Raw genomic sequence first — 23,237 nt, forward strand, 5'->3', positions numbered from 1 at the left:
AAAGGGGAGCCTTGACATGAAGCGATGGTTCACCATCATAGCTGCCGTTATGCTGGCGGTCATGCTGACAGCGTGCTCCGAAACGGCGGACGGCGTGCCTGACGGCGGCAAAAGCGGCAAAGCGCTCTTTGTCGGCCGGGAAGGCGGGGGCGACGCTCTGACCGTCAAGCAGCTGAAAAGTCTGGGCTACGAGGTGTATGTGGTGGGGGACAAAGAGCTGACGACCGAGCAGGCGCTGGATTATGGCCTCGTCTTCGTCAGCTCCTCGGTCAATTCCGGGCGGGTAAGCAGCAAGCTGAAGGACTCGCCGGTCCCCGTCATTTATGCCGAGTCGCAAAATTTGGGCGACGTGAATTTGTCAGGCAAGGCGTCCGATATCGACAACGGCGATTATATGGGCAAGGCGATCGCGATTCGCGAGGCCGGGCATCCGATCGCAGGCGGCCTGGCGGGGACGGTGGACGTATATCAGTCCGACGGAAAAATCGGCTTCGTCGTTCCCGAAGGCGAAGGCGTCATCGTCGCCTCCGCTCCGGACGACGAGCGAAGAGCCGTCATTGCGGCATTCGAGAAAGGCTCGAAAAATTTGAGCGGCGAGCCGTTGCCGGAGCGCCGGGCGTATTTCTACCTGGTGAACGGCGAAGAGATCAACCAGACGGACAACGGCTGGAAGCTGTTTGCCGCAACCGTCCGATGGGCGGCCTCGGGCCAATAATCTGGCGGCGGTACGGCGCGGAAATGCTTAGTTTAACGGCCGAAATCGCTGCCGCTCCGGGAAGGGGTTGAGGCGAAGTGCCTACAAAAACAGTAAAATGCCCTAATGAAAGGGCATTTTATTCGTTATACAGTGTTCGTGTGGCAGCGTTTGCTGCCTATGCGAGCTTTAGGGAGGTGTCCGATTTTTGCACGTTTCAGCATATTTGGAGAAAGGAGGTGCCATGATACCGCTGCAAGGTCGATGTTATGCGTTTGCAAAAAAGGCGACCAAGGAAATGCCGCTTGCCCGCTTTTTGCCCGAAGCGAGTGCATGGGAGGAGAGGAGGTTGTTGCCATGAAACGTCTATCGAGCTTCTTGATGCTCGCTGCCCTGGCCCTGCTGTCCGCTGCGGCCGGCTGCGAGGAGCCGGGTGTCGCGGGCCCGGAACCGATTGCGGCCAAGCAGACGGCGTCGCCGGACAATGAGCTGTTTATTTTTACGGCTTGGCCTGCCTTTTACGTGAAAGAAGACATTTTCCAGCAGCAGGTCGGGCAGCCGATCGAGAAGAAGTTTCCCGGCGTCAAGGTCAAGCATATCGCCTGGGATAACCCGGGCCGGCGGTATGAGGATCTGATCGCGGCAGGCACGATCCCCGACATCATCTTTGACGAAGTGCGCCGGAACACGTACCGGCAGGTGCGCAGGTTCGATCTGCAGTATGACATGACCGATCTCATCAAGAAGTACAATTTCGATACCGGCACGCTCAATCCGGCCGATTTGCAGCATTCCGTCAATTCGTCGGACGGCAAGCTTTATTCGCTCCCCTTCAACTCGAACGAATGGGTGCTGCTTTACAACAAGGACATCTTCGACAAGTTCGGCGAGGACTATCCGCATGACGGGATGACCTGGGACGAGGCTTACGAGAAAGCGAAGAAGCTGACCCGCCAGGAGGGAGAAATCACCTATAAAGGCTTTCAGATGAATCCGGCCCATTACATGAGATTCAATCAGCTGTCCGAGCCGGCGCTTGATCCGGAAGAAGACAAGGCCTCCATGGTATCGGACAAATGGATTCGCATTGTGGACAATATCCGGCGGTTCTACGATATCCCCGGCAACCAGCTGGTCAAGACGAACCAATTCTCCAAGGGCAACATCGCCATGATCGTCGATTCGCTGGAAAACGCCGTCCGCCTTGTGAACGAGAACAAAAACTTGAATTTCGATATTTCCTCTGTTCCCGTCTTCCCGGAAGCGCCGACCTCGAAATTTCAGCCTAACACGAACGGCATGTTTATTACGAAGCAATCGCAGAAGAAGGATTTGGCCTTCCAGGTCATCGCCTATTTGCTGTCGCCGGAGTATCAGACCGAGCTGTCGAAGCAGGGGCTCATCTCCCCCTTGATGGACCCGGCCGTTCAGCAGGCGTTCGGACAGCAGGTACCGCAGTGGCAAGGCAAGCGCACCGCTTCGGTCTATCACTTGCAGAGCGCGATGCCGCCGGGACGCAAGCCGGGCCTGACGTTCATCCATGCGAATATGGATTTCATCTGGGGCCAGATCGCCAACGAGTCCAAGGATACCCAGACGGCGCTGCGGATGGGCCAGGCGGAGATGGATAAAGCGATTCGCGAAGCTCGGGAGTTCATCAGGCAGGGCGGGGTCAATCCGCACGAGTAAACGATTGCAAAGATGCAATGAATAACCTATAAATAAGAAAAGCTCCCCTAATGAAAGCGCGTTACTTTCGTAATACAGTTAAGTTGCAAACAATGCCAGCCATTCGGTGAACAAAAAAGGGAGGTTGCTCTTAAGCATGAAGAAATTCCTCAAAACGTCGCTACTCATCGGGTCTGCTGCTGCGCTGCTTGCTGGCTGTACGGAAGAGGCCGCAGGCCCGGACGAACAGCCGCAGGCGACGGGCAATACGCCTTCGGCGGAGAACGAGCTGTTTATTTACACGGTATATCCCGCGTTTTACGTAAAGGAAGACATCTACGAGAAGCAGATCGGACAGCATCTGAAGAAGAAGTTTCCCGACGTTACGTTCAAGCACGTCCATTGGGACAATCCTGGCAGGCAGTACAAGGATCTGATCGCGGCAGGAACGATTCCCGATATTATTATCGACAATGCGCGCGGAAATTTGCAAAAGCAAATTTTGAAAAACGACCTTCAATTCGATATGTCCGATCTGATCAAAAAGTACAATTTCGATACGAGCAAGCTGAACCCCGCTGCCATGGCGCAAATGAAGAACGTCACGCCGGAAGGCCACATCTACGGCCTGCCGTTCCAGCTTAGCGATTTTGTGCTGTTCTACAACAAGGACATCTTCGATAAATTCGGCGTCGATTATCCGACGGACGGCATGACCTACGACGAGATTTACGAAATTGCCAAAAAGCTGACGAGGGTCGAAGGGGAAATTACGTACAAGGGCTACCAGCAGCATCCCGGATTGTATATGACCTACAACCAGCTGTCGCTTTCTCCGTTCAGCCTGACGGAGGACAAGGCGGAGCTGAACACGGAAGGATGGAAGAAGCTGGTCGACAACCTGCGGCGCTTCTACGAAATTCCGGCGAACCAGTTCACGTCGGTGGACGACTTCCCGAAAGGCAACATGGCCATGAGCGTGCACGTATCGGAAAAAATCGTGCAGTGGTACGAGCAGAACAAAAACTTGAACTTCGATATCGCAGCGATGCCGTCGTTCGCCGATGTGCCGAATACGAAGGCGCAGCCGAACATGTATGCGGCCTATATTACGAAGCAGTCGACCAAGAAGGACTTGGCGTTCCAGGTCATCTCCTACCTGCTGTCCGAGGAAATTCAGGTGGAGCTGTCCAAGGAAGGCATCATCAGCCCGCTGGAAAGCGAGAAGGTGCAGGCGGCGTTCGGGCAAAATCTGCCGCAAATGCAGGGCAAAAACACGAAGGCGATCTTCGCCAGCAAAAACGCGATGCCGCCGGCAGCACGTGCGGCCGGACTTACGTATGTCGATGTTCCGCTGCATAACGTGTTCGCTCCGCTTATTTTCGGCGAGTCCAAAGATTCCGTCACGGCGCTGCGGATGATTGAAGAGCAGACGACGAAAGGAATTCAGACGGAAAAAGCGGCAAAATAACCGAAGCGCATGGAAAGAAGGGGCTCATCTTGTCGGTAAGCCCCTTCTATCTTGAAAATTTGGCGGTATACGCCGACAAAATTTCAATACCGCAGGTGACGACCGATGACGACAGGAAGCGCTCGTCATAGGCGTCTATCTTGAAAAATTGGACGGAACCCTCCGGCGAATTTACAGGCACCGAAGGTGACGACCGATGACGAGAGAAACGCTCGTCGTAGACGTCTATGCCGTAGCTGACGGTTCAAGCGCTAATCTAGGAGGAATCAAGCTGATGAAGCGTCTCGTAACATTATTATTTGTTCTGGTGATGACAATTTCGATGATTGCCTGCTCTTCCGGAGGCGAAGGAGGCAATGCCGGCGATACGCCGCCCCCGGTAAGCACGGCCCAAGGGCCCGAGACGAATACGGCGGAACCTGCACCGGAGCCGAAGCAGGAGCCGGAGAAGGCGCCGGAATCGGCGACCGGTCAGGCGCAGGAGCCGGAGAAGGCGCCGGAACCAGCGGCCGGTCAGGCGCAGGAGCCGGAGAAGGCGCCGGAATCGGCGGCCGGTCAGGCGCAGGAGCCGGAGAAAGCGCCGGAACCAGCGGCCGGTCAAGGACAGCAGCCGGAGAAGTCGTCTGAGCCGGCGAATGGCCAGGCGCAGCAGCCGGAAGCGAAACCTGCGCCGGCGCCCGAAGCGAAGCCGGCCCCGGAACAGGCCGCTCCCGCCGCCACCGCGCCCGCTCCGGCAACCCCGCCCGCGCCGGCAGAAGTATCGCCGCAGGGCAAAAAGCTGCTGCTGGTCGGCAGGGAAAACGCGCCGGACGATCTCTTTGCCGGCGAGAAGCTCAAGGCGCTCGGATTTGAAGTGACGTATATGATCGACAGGGACTTTACGCCAGAAGATACGCAGGGGTACGATTTGATCTATATTAGCCAAACGCTGAACTCCAAGTTTATCAAAGGCGGGGTCATGAAGGATGTGGCGATTCCGACTGTTTATGTGAAAAACCACGGCATGTTCTACCTCGGCCTGTCCTCCATTGAAGAGAACGCGAATGTCATGAACGTCAAAGCGATCGACATCGTGGATAGCCAGCATAAGGTTGCCGGCGGATTGTCCGGCACGGTGGACGTTTACAAGGAAACGAGCGACAAGATCGGCATTAGCTACGGCATTCCGGGCAAGGAAGCGAAGGTGATCGCGACTGTGCCGGGCGATAAGGGCAAAGCGGCGATCTACTATTACGATAAGGGAAGCAAGGCAGACAACGGCTATGAGGTGAAGGCGCGCATTTCTTTTTTCTATTTGACGAACGGCAATCACGAAAATACGACTGACGCAGGGTGGAAGCTTCTGGAGAATCTGGTCGTCTGGACGCTGCAAAACGGGTAACTTGCTCAAAGGGGATGATCCCATGAAACAAATTGCGCGAAAGTCGCTGCTCGCTGCCTTGTCGCTGTCTTTGCTCGCGGGCTGCACGGTCGGCGGCCAGGATTCGGAGCCGGTCGCCGAGGACAACCCGCCGGTCGCTTCGCCCGAGAATGAATTGTTCATTTATACGGTATATCCCGCTTTTTATGCCAAGGAAGACGTCTTCGAAAAGCACATCGGCAGTTTTATCAAAAAGAAGTTTCCCGAAATTACCGTAAAGCATGTCCACTGGGACAATCCCGGCCGAAGATACGAGGATTTGATTGCGGCAGGCACTATTCCGGACATTATTATCGACAACACGCGGATGAACGTGCAGCGGTACATCATCGACAACGATCTGCACTACGATATCAGCGATCTGATCAAAAAGTACAACTTCGATACGAGCAAGCTGAATCCGGGGCTGATGGCGCAAATGCGCAACTTGTCGCCGGAAGGCAAAATCTACGGCCTGCCGTTCAACAATAACGATTTCGTTCTGTTCTACAATAAGGACATTTTCGATAAATTCGGCGTCGATTATCCGAAGGACGGGATGACCTACGACGAAATTTACGAAATGGCCAAGAAGCTGACGCGGGTGGAGGGCGAGATCACGTACAAGGGCTTCTCCCAAAACCCGGGCCATTACATGAACTACAACCAGCTGTCGCTGTCTCCGCTGAGCCTTACGGAAGACAAGGCCAGCCTCAGCACGCCGGAGTGGAAGAAGGTAGTCGACAACCTGCGGCGGTTCTATGAGATTCCGGCCAATCAATTCGATACGGTCGAGACGTTCGCGACGAAGGCGAATATTGCGATGGCTGTGGCCACCGTCGATCATATCGTCTCCTTCCACGAGCAGAACAAAAATTTGAATTTCGACGTTGTCTCTGTGCCATCCTTCAGCGAGGCGCCGAACACGAGGTACCAGCCGAACGTCTACTCCATGTATATTACCAAGCAATCGACGAAAAAAGACCTGGCGTTCCAGGTCATGGCGGCTATTTTGTCCGAGGAGCATCAGATCGAGCTGGCCAAGGAGGGCGTCATCGTGCCGCTTGAGACAGAGGCGGTCAAGGAAGCGTTCGGTCAAAATCTGCCGCAAATGAGAGGCAAAAACACCAAAGCGATCTTCCACGGCCAGACGGCGATGCCGCCGGCGGCGAGAGCAGCAGGCCTCGTCTGGTATGACGTGCCGATGCAGAACGTCTTTGCGCCGCTTATTTTCAAGGAGTCCAAAGATTCTGTCACGGCGCTGCGCATGATCGAGGAGCAGTCCACCAAGGAGATTGCGACGAAGAAAGCGGCCGCCGAGACGATCGACAAAGCAGCGAGCCGGCAATGACGAAGCGATGAACCTATAAACGTGAGATGAAGCCCCTATAACGGGCAGGCTTATTCATATTATTTTTATTAATGCAGGGCCATCGATTCAAGCGCTTGCCCCGAGGAGGTGTTCGGCTGCGAAAGCGCTGCGCCGGGCGAGGCGCGCGCTGGCAAGATACGCGCTGGCATGATAAGCGTTCCGCAAGACAACGATTCGCTATGCAAGTTACGGGTGTTTTAAACGCTGCAGGCGACGACCGACGACGGACAGATTGTTCGTCATAAGCGTCAAACTTGAAAATTCGGCAGCATCTCATGGGACGAATTTTCAATGCCGCAGGCGACGACCGACGACGGACAGATTGTTCGTCATAGGCGTAAAACTTAAAAACGGGAAGGTGCGTTGAATGAAGAAGTTACTGTTTCCGCTCGTTTGTTTCCTGTTCTTGTCTTTGGCGCTGCTGCCGTTGTCCGCTGCCGCCAAGACGGCGGACGATTTCAGCGATTTGAAGAACATTTCGGCCGATACGAAAGCCAAGCTGGATTCGCTGATTCGAGAAGGCGTATTCAGCGGAATTTCGGATACGCAATTCGGTCTGCAGGATAAAATGGATCGGGCGCAGTTCGCCAAAGTGGCGGCGATTATTTTCAAGCTGCCGGTCGATCAAACGCTTACAAAAGCTTCGTTTTCCGATGTCAGCCCAAGCCATTGGGCGTTCCCGTACGTCGAGGCGCTGAAAAAAGCAGGGCTGACCGACGGTTACGACGCGAGCGGCAAAACGTATCATCCGTCCGGCCAAGTATCCCGCCAAGAGCTGGCGACGTTCCTGATTCGCGGGCTCGGACTGGACGCCGCCGCCAAGAGCGCGAAGCCGGTAGCGGACAGCACCGTCAGCGACTGGGCCAAAGGCTACGTCTCGCTCGCATTGGAGAAAAAGCTGATGACGAACTTGCCGGGAGGCACCTTCGGCGGCGGCGAACCGGCCACGCGTGAAATGTTGGCGCTTGCAAGCTATGAAGCGAAAGCGCTGTTCGCAGCGGGCTCGGGCGCGAACGAGCCGGCGCCCCAGTCGCAGACTCCGCCGGCAACGGAGCCGGAGCAGCCGCAGAAGCCTTCCGAGCCGGGCGACGTGTCCGTAAGCGGCAAGAAGGTGCTGCTGGTCAGCGGCGAGCGGAACAGCGATTTGGCGCCGGAGGATCTGCCGATCGTCAACCGTCTCGAGGAGCTTGGCTTTACCGTCGACAGGCTGCTGGACCGCAAGATGGGCCCTCAATCGTTCGACGGCTACGATCTGATCTTTATTTCGGAGACGGTCAATTCCAAGTATGCGAAAAACAATATTCACGTGCTTAAAACGCTGCCCATTCCGATCATCTATAATAAGGGAATTTCGATCGGCGACGCCGGAATGTCGAAAATTTCCGAGAACAGCTCCGCCAAGAAGGAGCTGACGATTACGATCACGAATCCCGACCATCCGCTGGCGGCGGGGCTGAAGGGCGATGTAGACGTCTACTATGCCGCGAACGACATTACCTTCGGCATCCCCGGCGACGACGCGATCGTCGTAGCGACGCTGAAGAGCGACAGCAACAAGGCGACCATCTTCGCCTACGAGAAAGGCGCGAAGAACGTCGACGGCGATACGGTTCCGGCACGCACCGTGTTCTTCATGGCCAAAGCGGGCACGCTCAAGGACAATGCCACCGAAGAGCTGATGGACATTCTCGAAGCGGCGGCGCTGTGGGCCGTTCAATAGAAGCGACGAGGAAAGGACTGTCCTCATCAATCTAAAGGCGCTTGCGCCCGTCTGCCCCTCCTGCGGGCGGACGGACGCGAGCGCAGCGGATCAAGGGGAGCGACAGTCCTTTTTTTGAAATGTCTTCAAAAGGAAAGGCCGGCCGATAAGGCGGTGTTCGTTTGTTATAGTCAGCAAATGTTGTATTTTGTACAACAAAAACGGGGGGATCAAGCGCATTAGCTGCTAAATGTTGTAGAAAGTGCAACATTTCGGGCGATATTCCCGGGTTTGCAGCCCATCTCGCCCAAATTGTTGCACGAAATACAACATTCCCCCTCCACCAGCACGAAGGATACGGAAAATGTTGCATTTTTTGCAGGATTCATTGCCTCATGTGCTCGGGGGTGCCCGGAGAGGGGCTGCACTAACGCGGAGCTTGCGAAGGCTAACGCGGAGTCGGAGCACTAACGCGGAGTTCGAACACAAACGCGGAGTCCGAGCGCTAACGCAGAGTTCGGGGACCGCCGGCCGAGTATCCCTGTCGCAGTGTCCCTGACACTTGCGGTCGGCGAACCCGGGCTGCCGGGAATGGATTGCTCGCCTTGCTGTCTCACGTTGCAAGCCTCGTTTTGCTGGCCGTGGGCTTACCGTTTTGCCGGGCTGACTTGGGCAGATCTTAAGCTAACGCAAGCCACAGCGCTTATTTCATTCGAAACGCTCGATTTGAAATTGTAACGCCAGTGTGCAGCCTTATTTCTCGTTTTGAGCTACCCGATTCAGCGTTTTTGGCAAAATAGCGTACCCAGCCAGCGTTACCTTTTTCAAAGGCTGCGTTTCAGCAAAATAGCGTTCGTCACTTGCGTTAGAGAGGATATGGTGACTCATGGCGCCATGGCTTGCTTGCAGCCCTCGGTTAATGCTGCCTTAGCCATGCCTTGCGGTTCGAGTCATAACCGGTCCCCGCATCCTCGAAAGGACGCCGATAAAAGTTTTTTCTTAAAGCTCGAAGCCGTTTAACCCGGGGGCAAACCAATGAGCTTGTGTACGGATGGGAGGTGGAGCGATTGCGGAAGCAACGTATGCAAGCGGTTTCGCTGCTGTTTGGAAGCCTGTGCCTCGCCGCCGTGGCAGGGGGCTGCTCGCTGCTTCCGGTCGAGGAAGAGGAGCTGGCGCCTCCGCTCGTTCAGCCCGTTCAGGAGACGCTTACCCTCTATGAAGTGAAGCGGGCCAATATCGCAAAGCAAATTACCGGGGTAGCGACATTCGCGTCGGACAAGATGGACTACTTGTATTTCACCGAATCCGGTGGCCGTCTCGTCTCCATGAACGTCAAGCTGAACGATACGGTCAAAGCCGGCGATATTATCGCAACGACGGATACCGACGATCTGGAGACAAAAATTCGGCTGCAGGAAATCGCGATCGAGAAGCTGAAGCTGACCTTGCAGCAGGAAATTTCCGAGAAGGGCGCAGAGGACCCGGCCTTCCGCTCGAAGCTGTACGATCTGGAGAGCGCGCAAATTCAGCTGGAATCGCTGCAAAAGCAGCTCGACAAATCGAGGCTGGTCGCAACCGTAAGCGGAATCGTCACCTATATCGACCCGATTCAGCCAGGCGAGGAAGTGGATGCCTACAAGCAGATCGTGACGATCTCCGATCCGAAGCAAATGAAGCTGATTTATACCGCAGCAAGTCAGAACGATTTGGCCGGCGTTGAGATCAACATGGATGTGGAGGTCAAAATCAAGGACCAGGTATTGACGGGAAAAGTCGTGCAGACGCCGATGACGGCCCCGCCGAACAACAACAAGGCGATCGAGGAGCGGAATGCGAAGTCGCTGATCATTGACGTCAAAGGATTGCCCGAGGATGTCACGATCGGATCGCAGGCCGATATAACGATTGTGACCGAGAAGCGGGACAATGTGATCGTCATCCCGAGAGCCGGCTTGCGCAGCTATATGGACCGCGATTACGTGCACGTGCTCGACGGCGACAGCCGGAAGGAGGTCGATGTGGAGAAGGGGATCGTCGCCGCTACGGAAGTGGAGATTCGCCAGGGGCTCAACGAGGGACAAAAAATCATTTTGGCCAATTGACGGCGGAGGAGGCTCTGAACAATGGCTTTGCTGGTCATGATCCTGCGCAAAATGGTCAATAACAAATGGCTGGAGCTCAGCCTTCTGTTCGGGCTGGTGATTTCCGTGGCGCTGACGAGCAGCATGCCGATTTATACGAATGCCATCCTGCAGCGTCTGCTTATTCAGGAGCTGCGGCAGCTGCAGCAGACGAGCAATCAGTATCCGGGGATATACTGGGTATCCGCTGCCCTGTCGGCCGACGACCCGAAGAAGCATGCCAAAATTTCCGAAACCGACGAATTTATGAAGGAAGCCGGCGGCAAGTTCGGTCTTCCCGTCCAGCAATACGTCCGCGAGCGGGCTACATCGCGCTACGCTCTCGTTCCGGCCGAGCCGGACCGTGTCGACGGCACCCGGCAACGTTCGGCGAATATCAGCACGATCGAAGGAATGGAGGAGCATATCCGCCTCGTCGATGGGCGGCTCCCGGCCAAGGAGCCGGTCGACGGCGTCTATGAAGCGCTTGTTCCGCAGGAGGCGCTGACCGAGCTCAGCATGGTGCTGGATACGGTGTTTGTCGTCCAGAACGGCGATGCGGCAGAGCCGATCCGGGTGAAGCCGGTCGGCGTGTTCGACCGCAAAGATTATGCCGACCTGTTCTGGTACAACACTCCCGGAAGCTACAAGAACAGCTTCCTGATCGATTTCTCGCTGTTCGAGAAGGATATGACCGTTGCCGGCAAGCTGAATGTGCAGTCCAGCTATTGGTATTACGCCCTGGATTACGCCGGCATGACGCTGGAGTCGACCGGCGATTACCGAAGCAACGACCGGGCGGTCGCCTCGCATATGAAGGAGCGCTACGAATCGTTCGACAGCAACGCTCCAGCGCTCAAAACGATTGCCGCGTATTATGTGAAGGAAGCGAACCTGAGATTAATGCTGTGGTCGCTCAACGTGCCGGTGATGATCATGCTGGCGTTCTATTTGTACATGGTCGCCAACCTGATCACGGAACGGCAAAAGACGGAGATTGCCGTGCTGCGCAGCCGTGGCGCGAGCCGCACGCAAATCATCGTCAGCTACGCGGTGGAAAGTATCGTGCTCGGCGCGATCGCCTTCTTCATCGGACCTTTGCTGGGAGCTCAGCTGACCAAGCTGCTGGGGGCCTCCAGCGGTTTTCTGGAGTTCGTGCAGCGGGCCAGGCTGGACGTCAAGCTGACCCGCGACGCCTGCCAGTATGCGCTGGTCGCCGTATCGGTCTCGCTGGTCATGACGCTGATCCCGGTCTTTCTTGCAACGCGGGTGACGATTGTCGGCCACAAGCAGCAGTCGGCCAGGCAGCAGGGCAACTCCTTTTGGCATCAATTCGGGATCGACGTCATCCTGATCGGCATTTCCTTGTACGGCTTGTACAATTACCGGGTACGCGTCGACGATTTGCTGTCGCTCGGGCTGAAATCGGCCGACCTGCGCGTCGACCCGCTGCTGTTCCTCATTCCGGCGCTGTTCATTCTGGGGATGGGGCTGCTGATCTTGCGGCTGTATCCTTGGCTGATGCGCCTGCTGTTCGGCATCGGGCGGAGATGGTGGCCGCCGTCGCTGTACTCCACGCTGCTGCAGGTCAGCCGGTCGACGAAGCAGTATCAGTTTATTATGGTATTCCTGATTATTACGATTGCTACAGGATTGTTCGGGGCGAGCGCCAGCCGCACGATCAGCAAAAATACGATCGATAAAATCCGCTATGCGGCCGGGGCCGATATGACGCTCAAAATTCGCTGGGAGAACGACGCCCCTCCGGTCATTCTGGTCGGTTTGATGAGCGAGGAAGGAGAAGGGGAGGAGGGCCAGAGCGGGGAGGAGGAAGGTGAGGAGCCGCGCCGGACGCAATATACCGAGCCGTCGTTCCTGCCGTTCACGCAACTGCCCGGCGTGGAGCATGCGGCCAAAGTGTTCGTCAAGCCGAACGCGACCTTTACGCGGGGCGAGGTGACGGATACCGTCACGCTTATGGGCATCGATACGAAGGAATTCGGCCAAACCGCCTGGATGCGCCCCAGGCTGCTCGATCATCATATGAACGCCTACCTGAACCTGATCGCTACGAATCCGTCGGCGGTGCTTGTCTCCCAATCGATGGCCGACGAGTACGGAATCAAGCCGGGAGATACGATTACGGTCGGCTGGCCCCAGGTGGAAGGTACTCCGTTTACCGTCTTCGGCATGGTCGATTACTGGCCGTCGTGGAATCCGAATCCCGGCCCGGGCAGCGCCGTTGCCGTAGAGACGAAGCAAGGACAAACGACGAAAATCAAAAAGCCGATGCTGGTGGTCGGCCATCTGCCGTACATTCAGAACAATCTGGCGCTCGAGCCGTACGAGGTATGGCTTAAGCTGAAGCCGGATGCCAGCAGCCAGGCGATCTACGAAGGAATCGCCGAACGCGGCTACCAGATCGAAGCGCTTCATGACGCCAGACAGGAGCAGATCAAGGCGATCAGGGAGCCGTTTCAGCTGGCGATCAACGGCGTGATGACGCTCGGTTTTCTCATCTCCATCGTGATTTGTTTTTTCGGCTTTTTGCTGTATTGGGTGCTGTCGCTGTTCGCCAGAACGCTGCAGCTTGGCATTTTGCGGGCGATGGGCGTATCCTTCGGCCAGCTGATTGTTATGCTGGCGGGAGAGCAGGCGCTGATCTCGGGAGCGGCGATCATGATCGGCATCGTCACCGGCAATGCCGCCAGCCTGTTGTTCGTGCCGCTGTTCGAGCTGTCGTTCGATCCGAGCACGCAGGTGCCGCCGTTTCAGGTCACGTTCGACCCGCAGGATCAGATCCGGCTGTACTGGATCGTGACGGTTATGATTTCGCTAGGACTAGCTGTGCTCGGCTATATCGTCTCGCGCATCCGCATTCACCAGGCCGTCAAGCTGGGGGAGGACGCTTAGGGGCTAGTATGTTCCATCATTGTTGATTGTTGCCAATTCTGGATAGAAAACGATTTAAGGAGGCGAGCAAAGCATGACAACGCATGCGCCGAATTTGATCCCCGACACCCTACTGCTGGAGGAACGGGCGGGGCACGTGCTCAAGGCGATTATCGGCATGGCCGACGAGGATCACGGATACATACCTTTTTTCGCTGCCAATCTGATGGAGAAGCCCGCATATCTGACCCACGGCGATTGGGATTACGGCTCGAGCCACGGGCGCCTGATCGACGCCCTCATTCTGGCGAGGCACATGACGGGGGATGAGAGCGGGCGCGATATCGAGGAGCGTTACCGGGCCAATTTCCTCAGTTTTTTCAAGGAGGACGGACTCAGCTACCGGCAAAAAAATCCGAAGGCCCCGAACTGGGGGACGACCGCCAACATGATCGACCAGCGGGCCGTTCTTCTGGCGCTGACGACGTGGTACATGACAACCGGCGATCCGAAAATCAAGGAGGTGGCGGATAAGCACGTCGCCGCCCTGAAGCGGATTGCCGTCAAGGAGCGGGACGTCTGGTATTACCCGGCCTCGGAGCATACAACGGAAGGCTGGCCGTCCGCCAATGCCGTTCAGCTGCGGCTTGCCCCGGACCCGGCGGCGTTCTGCGGAAGGCTGATCATGCCGCTCATCAAATACTACGAGCTGACGGGCAATGAGGACGCCTTCGAGCTGTGTCAGTTTTTTGCGGCGATGATCATGGAGCGCAGCGGGGTGTTCCTGCCGGACGGCAGCTTCAATGACGCCCTGGCGTTCCGCAGCGGCCACTTCCATACGCGGATCGGCACGTTGGACGCCCTGGCCCGCTTCGCTTGGCATACGCGGAATGCGTCGATCATCCATTTCGTCAAGAAAAGCTACGATTGGGCGCTGACCCGATGCACCTCATTCGGCTGGACGCCGGGGGATATGCGCGAGCAGGCCTTCGAGCATGAAACATGCTCGCTGGTCGATCTCATTGCCGCCGGCATCATGCTCGCCCGCAGCGGATACACCGAATATTGGGGCGTCGTCGAACGTTTCCTGCGCAACCACTTGACCGAATCGCAGCTGCTGAATCTGGACTGGGTCGTCGACCTGCCGGACAAAAGCCAGGACGATCCCGGCATGAAATCGTACTACAAAGTGGCAGAGCGCGCGCGGGGGGCCTTCGCCGGCTATTCCGCTCCGAACGACTTCTGCTGCGACGTGGCCGAAGGACGGGGCCATACGAACGACCTGCAGACGTGCTGCATCGGCTCGGGGACGCGAGGCCTGTTCATGGGCTGGAGCCATATCGTGACAGAGACGGACGGGACGGTCAGCGTCAATCTGCTGCTGAACCGGGGCTCCCGCTGGCTCGACGTGAGCAGCCATCTGCCGCACGAGGGGCGGGTGGATCTGCTCGTGCATCGGCCGATCAAGCGACTGCTCGTGCGGATTCCGGAATGGGCCGGCTATGCGAAGGTAGCGGCCCGCAGGGAACGCGGGGACGAGGCGTTTGTGCAGAGCGGCAGCGAGCCGAGCATGTGGCTGAACGGGCGCTTCCTCGTGCTGAGAGAGGTTCGCGAAGGGGAGCGGATTACCGTGACGTTTCCGCTCAAGCAGCGGCAGACGGTCGAGCAGGCGGTCGGCCAGCAGTTTATCGCCCAGTGGCGGGGCGACGATGTTATCCGGCTGACTCCCGAAGGGGTGCACCATCCGTTCTACAACCACCGGCAAATATTCGACAAAGCGCCGATGCGCGAGGGAAGCTACCGCAGGCTGGAGAAGGAATTGTACTGGTAAACGGAATGCGAAGCGGCGCTCCCGGCTGCCGGAACGGCAATCGGGAGCGGATTCCCTATGAACATGCTTGCATTCCCCCATTAACTCGCTGGCGGCAAAGTTTTAATGTAAGGGTAGATATCCAACTTCAACAACAAGCAAAGGGTGATGAGATGAAAAGGAGCGTATCTTGGCTGTTATCGCTGTCCCTGCTGGCGTCCGCCTGCCTTCCCGCCGCCCATGCGGAAGAGGCGGGAGCGGCTGCGCCGCCTGCGCCAAGCGCAGCAGTCCCTGCCGCAGCTGCGGAGCCTGTCAAGCTGTCGGACCATTACAGTGATTTGAAGGAATTGCCGAAGGAACTGAGAGAGCAATTCGACTTTTTCATTGCGGCCGGGGCGCTTCAACCGGAGTCGGAAAATTTCTTTGGCGCAGATAAAACGATCACGAACCAGGAATTTATGGAAGTGGCCAAAGTCATTTTTACATTCCCGGATGATAAAACGCTTACAAAAGAGTCGGCCGCACCTGCCGGAGCTGGGGGCTCTCACTCCGCACAGACGGATCGCCAGTCCGGGACGGCGCAGACCGAAGGCGAGTCCGTGACGGCGCAGACCGAAGGCGAGTCCGTGACGGCGCAGACCGAAGGCGAGTCCGTGACGGCGCAGACCGAAGGCGAGTCCGTGACGGCGCAGATCGAAGGCGAGTCCGTGACGGCGCAGACCGAAGGCGAGTCCGGGACGGCGCAGATCGAAGGCGAGTCCGTGACGGCGCAGACCGAAGGCGAGCCCGGCGCAGCGCAGGCCGAAGGCGAGTCCGGGACGGCGCAGGCCGAAGGCGAGTCCGTGACGGCGCAGCTAGACGGAGGCGAAGCCGCGCAACCAGCTGGCGAGGCCGTAGCTACGCCGCCTGCAAATAAGTCCGCCCCCAAGAAGCTGGACTATATCGAGGAATTATACAGAATCGGCCTCGTCAGCCGCACCGGGCGGGTGTATTCCCCTTCGAATACAATAGACCGGCAAAGCCTGGCCAAATATATCGTCACCGCTCTCGGATTTGCGGACGAAGCAAGGAAAGTTGCACCGATTGTCGATACGACCCATTTAAACAGAGACGATGTGAACGAAGAATTAAGAGGCTTTGTGACGCTGGCGCTGCAAAAGAACCTGATGACCAGGCAGGAGAACGGCAGATTTAACGGCGGCCGGATGGCGAACCGCAGAATGCTGGTCCAGGCTGCTTACGAGGCCAGAAAGCTTTACGCCGATATCGCCGCGGTGGAAGCGGGCAACGCGAAAGTCTCCATCAAGGAAGCCAGGCAGTCCGGCGCGAGCAAAGTTTCCGTCTCCTTCGACAATCCGGCTCCTGCAGGCGCATCGCTGACTATCACACGGATCGGCGCCGAAATGAAAGGAGAAGCCGAGTGGTCACCAGACCGGAAATCAGCGACGGTCACGCTCGATTCGAAGCTGACGAAGGGCATCTATACCGCCCAGTTATCCGGTTTGGACGAAGCGCTCGTCGGGACGAAGTCCGTTACATTTGAAGCAGAAGACGAACGGGTCGAAAAGCTGGAATTCGCCAATTCCTCCGATATCTTGCCCCGTTCGAAGGTTACGATCGAGTTTCGCCAGCTCAATCAGTTCGGCGAGCAAACGACGCAGTCGGCCGGCAGCTTCGATATTCGCGTGGCCAGAGGCTTTACGCCGCAATATATGCCGGGCAAGCAGGCATTCACGCTCGATTTGAGCCTGGAGGACCGGGGCATCGGCATTCCGGTTACGATCATCGATCGGGACAACCGGCTGACGCTGACCAAAATATTCCGGCTCGGGGATCGGGCAGTCGTCTCGCACATTGAGCTGGGCCAAATTACTTACAAAGGAAACGAGCCCTTCCTGACGCCCGGCAATAAAGTATACATCTCCTTCGCTGCGTATGACCAGTATGGCTTTCGCGTGTATGATCCGCAGGTGCTGGATGAAGGCATTATTAAACGAATTTCAGGCGGCCGGGTATTCAAGAAAGATTACAGCGCCTTTTACGATTACGACAATGACGACAGCCCCGAATGGGAGCTGGAAGCGCTCGACGATGTGGAGAAGGATACCAAAGCGATCATTGACATGACTGCGCTGTGGAGCGGCCAGACGGTCACGACCGAAATCAGCGTGGTCACTCCGAAGAATGCGGCAACTATCGATTTCGACGACCCGCTGCCGATTCTGGCCGACGGAGATGAGAACAAAATCGTAAACCTGAAAGTCAGGGATTCGGAAGGGTTAGAATTTACTGCAGACGAAATTGCCGAGCTGGCCAAAGCCGGCAAAATCAAGGTGACCAGCACCGGCGGCATCAAGCTGGGATCGGCGTCGGACGACGAAGGCCCGATCGGCATCACCCGCAACAAAGGAACCATTCGCATTCAGAATGTAAGGGGAACAGGAAAAGCAACCATCGAAGTAAGGCTTACGGATACGAACAAAACCGCCACGGCCGAGTTTACGCTCAGGCCGGAGCGCGTGCCGGTCCAAATTGCAGCGGAGGAGACGTCCATTCTGTCGATGATCGTCCGCAGCGACAAAGCGGTGGAGAAAACGACCAAGTTCACGATTCGGGACCAATACGACGAGGTTTACAATCTGAACAAGCCGGAGTACGCCGTCGACTTCACGCTGAACAAATACAGCGGCGCCGAGGGAGCCTTCACAGGCAAGCATGGCGGCAACAGCAAGATCATTTTGAATGACAAGCAGAACACCGTCCGGGTGCCGCTGAAGGACGCTTCGCAAAACTTCACCTTCATTGCCGATAAGAAGGAAGCCGGGATGTATAGAGTTACGGCAAGGATCGTCAAGGTCGTCCCCGATGACCAGGAGACGGACCTCTCCCAATGGAGGGTCACCCGAACGATGGGCAGCGGCATTGCCTGGGCGGAGTCGCACACATACGATGAGGTGGCGGATGATTTGCGCTACGAGATCGAGGTTCAGGGCGGCACGAAAGTATTCGCCACAGGCAAATATTTGGTCGACCGCGAAGTCGAGACAGGCAGGACGAAAGACATGGACAACGAGAACGCGACACCGGCCGATGCGGAATATATTTTCAAGCATTACAACAACCTGGCCCCGTCCGTGTCGGTGCTCGTCAAGGACAAGAACGGCACGCGGGTCGACGTTCCGGGCGTTTCGATACGCAGCGGCTCGGTATCCGATCATACGGTCATCGCCATCGACAATTCCGGCGCCACGAAGCGTCTGCTCGGGCTGAATCCGGGGACGGCGACGGCGACGTTCGCGATCGATACGCCGAGCGGCACGAAGCTGGCCACTGCCGATATCACCGTGTTCCTTTCCAGTCTCATGTTCAAAGAACTGAAGGCCGGCAACAATAACCAAACCAAAAATGTGAATTACCACGAGCTGACAGACCGTTTTATTTGGGACAAAAAGCTGATGGGCAACCTTCAGGTCATCGATACGGACGGCAACAGCTTTACCAACTCGGCTGAATTCGAGCTAGACAAAAACAGCGAAGGGCTAACACCTTTCCTGGAAAGCTTTGGCGTGCAAATTACGCTGTCCGACGTGACTTACAAGCCGGGCACCCCGGATGAGCAGAAGGATAAGATCGAGATGACCAAGGATTACAAGCTCGTCTTTACCCCTCACGATCCGAATCAAATCAATCTGGAGAGCTTCAAGCTGACGATGTCCGGGCCGTACGACAAGAGCGCCTCGACGATCATCAGTGTCAAGTGATGGCCTGAGCCTGACCGGCTTAAGCCTGGTGAACGGCGCATTGGCGAACGAGATTCGTGCAACGTCACCGCATGACCGAAAGGCCCCTGCCGCATGGCGGGGGTCTTTTCGCCTGCCGCGTGCCCGAAGACTGATGTACAGGCGGCAAGCGCCTCCGGCTCTCCAGCATTGGCGCAATCGGCCTATAATGACGGTCGAATCCGCTGCTTTTTTTGCTTGCCCCCGCTCGTATACTTGCAATAGGCGCGCATAGCGGGCTATCTTTTCGCTGTTGTCCGAAAGGCTGCTTTAGCGTTGTGACAATGACTGGGGGTGAACCGTTTGGCTAAAAAACGGTATGCGATCTGCGGCGTAAGCACAAGGGCCAACGGCATGTTTATTCGCCCGATGCTGGACACGTTTCAACCGCACTGCGAGATCGTCGGATTGCTCGATGCCGATCCCGGCCGGTTCGCCAATTGCTTCCGCAAATTTCCGGCCATCAGCGGGGCGCCGACGTATATGCCCGATCAATTCGACCGGATGATTCAGGAGACGAAACCGGACGTCGTGATTGTCGCCGGACCGGACCATACCCATGCCGATTATATTGTACAGGCTCTGCAACGCGATCTGGATGTCATATCGGAGAAGCCGATGGTGACGAGCAGCGCGGATTGCCGGCGGGTTCTGGAAGCGCAGAGCCATAGCAAGGGCAAGCTGACGGTCGCTTTCAATTACCGCTACAACCCGATACATACGCGCATTAAGGAGCTGGTGCGCGATGGGCGGATCGGCACGGTGACGACGATCGATTTGAACTGGTATCTCGATACGTATCACGGCGCGAGCTATTTCAAGCGGTGGAACCGGAAGCGGAGCGCCTCCGGCGGTCTTTCCGTACACAAGAGCACGCATCACATCGATCTTGTCAACTGGTGGATCGGGCAAAAGCCGGTCGAGGCGTTCGCCTACGGGGCGCTCCATTATTTTGGCCCGCAGGGCGAGCTCAATCCGCTCAAGGAGGACGGCCGATACTGCGGCACATGCCGGGTGAAGCGGGACTGCGCCTATTACGCGCGCTGGTCCTCGCGCAGCAAAATCATCGTGCCGGAGGACGATCATTTGTCCAATATGGATGCGGTGCCGGGCGGAGCGTCCGGGTATCGGGCGGACGCCTGTATTTTCGATTCCGAGATCGATATCGAGGATGCGTACGCGGCGGTCGTCAAGTACGACCGGGGGGCGATGCTTAGCTACTCGGTCAATTTCTCGCTGCCGTATGAAGGATACCGGCTGGCCATTAACGGCACGAAGGGCCGGATCGAAACGATGGAAGTGATGTCGGGGCGCGCGGCGTTTCCGACAAGCGGGCAAACGATCGATTATTTTCCGCTGTTCGGCGGCAAAGAAACGATCCATGTCGTTCCCCGGCCGGGAGGGCACGGGGGCGGCGATCCGCTGCTATTGGAGGATCTGTTCCTCGGGCCTGATCCGGGCCTGCCGGACGATATCCTGGCGGGCGCGGAGGCGGGAGCGCTGTCGGTGCTGACTGGGGAAGCGATCTGGAAATCGGCGCATAGCGGCAGGCCGGTGCGGATATCCGAGCTGCTGGCCTGCGAATGTTCGGAGGAGGAAACGGGATGGCAGAAGCTGAGCAGATGAACTTGTACGAGAAGCTGGGACAATCGGGCATCGCCAATTTCGATGTGAAAAGCCAGCTGCCCAGATGGGTATACGAAGCCGCGATGCGCGCCGCCGCCAAGGGGGAAGAAGCGCGCGCGGCGATTCGGGATATAGAAGGGCTGAAGCGGCGCCAGCAGTACATCCGCGAAGGGATCGAGCGGTGCATCGGCGGTCTGCCCGAATCCGCTTCCCCGCTCAGGCCGAAAATTACGGGGACGGTTGCAGGCAATGGCTTTCGCGTCGAGAAGGTGATCTTCGAGCCGCGGCCTTGCGTCTATGCAACGGCGAACCTGTACATCCCGGACGGGACGGACGGTCCCCGCGGGGCCGTGCTGCTCTTGTGCGGCCACCGCGAGCAGGCCAAGCATTGCGACGAATATCAGACGGTGTGCCACTACCTGGTGCATGCCGGCCTCGTCGTGATGGCGCTGGACCCGGTCGGCCAAGGCGAGCGGTTCGGCTATTACGACCCGGCCACGCGGCAGGCGCCGATGACGAGCGTGACGGAGCATGAGAACGTCGGCCGCCAGTGCATTCCGCTGGGCGACAGCCTGGCTCGATACATGCTGCACGATGCGCTGCGGGCGATCGATTATTTGCAGACCCGGCCGGAGGTGGACCCGCAGCGCATCGGCGTCACCGGCCACTCCGGAGGCGGCACGCAGACAGCGCTGCTCATGATGTACGATCGGCGCATCGCCGCCGCCGCTCCCGGCGGCTTCATCATGAACCGTCCGTATTTCTTGCTCACCGGCAAGGCCCAGGACGCCGAGCAGAAGTGGCCCGGCTTCTCGGCGCTCGGCCTCGATCACGAGGATATCGTGCTGGCAATGGCGCCGCGTCCGGTGCGCATTCTGGCCACGACGTTCGATTCGGTTCCGATCGAAGCGCCGCGTCATAATGTGGCCGTCAACCGGAGATTTTGGGAGATGCACGGGCGGGGCGGCGACCTGGACATTTTCGAGGAGGAGAATGTGCACCGCTTTTCTCCCGGCCTGGCGAGGGCGGCGGCCGAATTTTTCGCCAGGCATCTGCTCGGCCGGGCGGCGGAGCTGGCGGATGCGGACATTCGCTTAATTCCGGCCGAGCAGCTGTGGTGCACGCGCAGCGGCCAGGTGATGGGCGAGCTGGAAGGAGCCAAAAGCACGCATGACGAGACGCTGGAGCGGCTTGCGGCATGCGAGAAAGCCCGGCAGTCGTACCCGGAGGCCGAGCGGAAGCGGCGAGCGCTCGAATGGCTGAGCGCCCGCGTCTTTGCTCCCCGGCAAGGCTGCGAGCTGAATCCGCGCTTGGCGGGCGGCGGCGAGGTGAACGGGCTGTGGGTTATCCGCACCGTCTGGTGGAGCCAGCCGGGGCTATTGAACCACGGGCTGCAGTTTTTCCCCGCCAGCGCCGCGCAGCGCAAGCTGCCGGTGACGATCGCGGTGTGGGACGGCGGCACGAGCCGGCTGGCGGAGCATGCGGAGTGGATCGAAGCGACGTGCGCCTCGGGGCGGATGGCGCTTGTGCTCAATCCGACGGGCATCGGGGCGCTGCTGCCGCATCTGAACTCGCCGACGGAGAAGCCGTTCAAGCGCTTCGGCGTGATGGACCGGCATACCGACGAGCTGATGTGGCTCGGGGACAGCATGGCGGCGCTGCGCACCTTCGACGTGCTGCGGGCGGTGGAGCTGGCTGCCGGTCTGAAAAACGCCGACCCCAGCGATATTCGCCTGTACGGCAGCGGCCGCTATGCGATCTATGCGGGGCTGGCCGGATTGCTCGATGCGCGCGTGCGCGGCGTCCGAATGGACCGGCCCATAAGCAGCCTGGCCGACTGGATTCGCGAGCCGTATTACGACGAGACGGATTCCCTCAGCTTCCTGATTCCGGCGATGCTGCGCTATTTCGATTTGCCGGATATGGACAGATGGCTTGCGGAAGAAGGAAGACTGTCTGCATCTGACAACGAAGCGGCATGCCCTTCGGCAGGCTGAATAGGAGGTTGAAGCGATGTCCACCGTGGTAGCGGTTTATACGGGGCAAGGCCTGGCGGAACGGATTCAGGCCGTTTTCCGCGAGGTGCTGCCGGACAGCCGGCTTGTCAATATCATGGACGACAGCCTGATCGGCGACGTCATTCGCGCCGGCCGAGTGACGCCGGAGGTGACGCGCCGGCTCGTACAATATTATCGCCATGGCGAAGAGATCGGCGCCGACGTCATCCTCAATACGTGCTCGTCGGTCGGCGAAGTGGCGGATTGGGCCCGCCCCATGTTCGCTACGCCGATCGTCAAAATCGACGACGCCATGGCCCGGGAAGCGGCCGGGCGGTTCGAGCGCATCGCCGTGCTGGCCACGCTGCCGACGACGCTGGAGCCGACCCGGCGGCTGCTGGAGCGGGAGGCGGCCAGCCAGGGCCGCTCCGTCCAGGTGCTGAGCCTGCTGGCGGAAGGAGCGTACCAGGCGCTCGTCTCGGGGCGGCCTGAGGAGCATGACCGGCTGATCCTGGAGGCGGCCGCTTCCGCCGAGGGCCGGGCCGACGTGCTCGTGCTCGCGCAAGGGTCGATGGCGCGAATGGAGGAGACGCTGCAGCAGGCGTCCGGCCTGCCGACCTTCTCCAGCCCCCGCCTCGGCGTCCTGGCCGTTCGCTCCGAGCTCGCCAGGCTGGGGAAAATGGCGCCGTAGGTTTTGAACGCAGCCTATA

General features: G+C 58.1%; 13 protein-coding genes. All 13 read left to right on the forward strand.

Annotated features, from left to right (window positions below; genetic code table 11):
- Positions 1 to 16: 16 nt before the first annotated feature.
- The 13 genes from F591_RS27690 to F591_RS0109355 all read left to right on the forward strand — a co-directional run bounded on the left by F591_RS27690 (position 17) and on the right by F591_RS0109355 (position 23,218).
- The gene (locus tag F591_RS27690; protein ID WP_019534323.1) at positions 17 to 715 is read left to right on the forward strand and encodes a hypothetical protein; all 699 of its coding nucleotides are present in this window, start codon (positions 17 to 19) and stop codon (positions 713 to 715) included.
- Between the two features lie 336 nt (positions 716 to 1,051).
- Entirely contained in the window at positions 1,052 to 2,383 is a 1,332-nt protein-coding gene (locus F591_RS0109300; protein ID WP_019534325.1) for an ABC transporter substrate-binding protein, read from the forward strand.
- A 136-nt stretch (positions 2,384 to 2,519) separates the two neighbouring features.
- A complete protein-coding gene (locus F591_RS0109305) occupies positions 2,520 to 3,833 on the forward strand; it encodes an ABC transporter substrate-binding protein (RefSeq protein ID WP_019534326.1) in 1,314 nt (437 codons plus the stop codon).
- A gap of 196 nt (positions 3,834 to 4,029) precedes the next feature.
- Positions 4,030 to 5,214 (forward strand): procyclic acidic repetitive family protein, encoded by a 1,185-nt coding sequence (locus tag F591_RS33250; RefSeq protein WP_281166690.1) that lies wholly within the window; start codon positions 4,030 to 4,032, stop codon positions 5,212 to 5,214.
- A gap of 22 nt (positions 5,215 to 5,236) precedes the next feature.
- A complete protein-coding gene (locus F591_RS0109315) occupies positions 5,237 to 6,583 on the forward strand; it encodes an ABC transporter substrate-binding protein (protein ID WP_019534328.1) in 1,347 nt (448 codons plus the stop codon).
- A gap of 388 nt (positions 6,584 to 6,971) precedes the next feature.
- A complete protein-coding gene (locus tag F591_RS0109320; RefSeq protein WP_019534329.1) occupies positions 6,972 to 8,324 on the forward strand; it encodes an S-layer homology domain-containing protein in 1,353 nt (450 codons plus the stop codon).
- Positions 8,325 to 9,370: 1,046 nt separating this feature from the next.
- Positions 9,371 to 10,405 (forward strand): efflux RND transporter periplasmic adaptor subunit, encoded by a 1,035-nt coding sequence (locus F591_RS0109325; RefSeq protein WP_245581008.1) that lies wholly within the window; start codon positions 9,371 to 9,373, stop codon positions 10,403 to 10,405.
- 21 nt (positions 10,406 to 10,426) lie between these two features.
- Positions 10,427 to 13,336: an ABC transporter permease gene (locus tag F591_RS0109330; protein WP_019534331.1), complete on the forward strand. Its 2,910-nt coding sequence runs from the start codon at positions 10,427 to 10,429 to the stop codon at positions 13,334 to 13,336.
- Between the two features lie 73 nt (positions 13,337 to 13,409).
- Complete coding sequence (locus tag F591_RS0109335) at positions 13,410 to 15,146, forward strand: glycoside hydrolase family protein (RefSeq protein ID WP_019534332.1); 1,737 nt, start codon at positions 13,410 to 13,412, stop codon at positions 15,144 to 15,146.
- Positions 15,147 to 15,298: 152 nt separating this feature from the next.
- Positions 15,299 to 18,886 (forward strand): prolipoprotein diacylglyceryl transferase, encoded by a 3,588-nt coding sequence (locus F591_RS0109340; RefSeq protein ID WP_026326488.1) that lies wholly within the window; start codon positions 15,299 to 15,301, stop codon positions 18,884 to 18,886.
- A gap of 321 nt (positions 18,887 to 19,207) precedes the next feature.
- A complete protein-coding gene (locus F591_RS0109345) occupies positions 19,208 to 20,530 on the forward strand; it encodes a Gfo/Idh/MocA family protein (RefSeq protein ID WP_019534333.1) in 1,323 nt (440 codons plus the stop codon).
- Positions 20,509 to 22,527: an alpha/beta hydrolase family protein gene (locus F591_RS0109350; protein WP_019534334.1), complete on the forward strand. Its 2,019-nt coding sequence runs from the start codon at positions 20,509 to 20,511 to the stop codon at positions 22,525 to 22,527. The genes F591_RS0109345 and F591_RS0109350 overlap by 22 nt, the downstream gene beginning before the upstream one ends.
- Before the next feature lie 16 nt (positions 22,528 to 22,543).
- Positions 22,544 to 23,218, forward strand: coding sequence for an aspartate/glutamate racemase family protein (locus F591_RS0109355; RefSeq protein ID WP_019534335.1), 675 nt, complete (start codon positions 22,544 to 22,546; stop codon positions 23,216 to 23,218).
- The last annotated feature ends 19 nt before the right edge of the window (positions 23,219 to 23,237 follow it).

This window comes from Paenibacillus ginsengihumi DSM 21568, from assembly GCF_000380965.1.
Lineage (GTDB): Bacteria > Bacillota > Bacilli > Paenibacillales > NBRC-103111 > Paenibacillus_G > Paenibacillus_G ginsengihumi.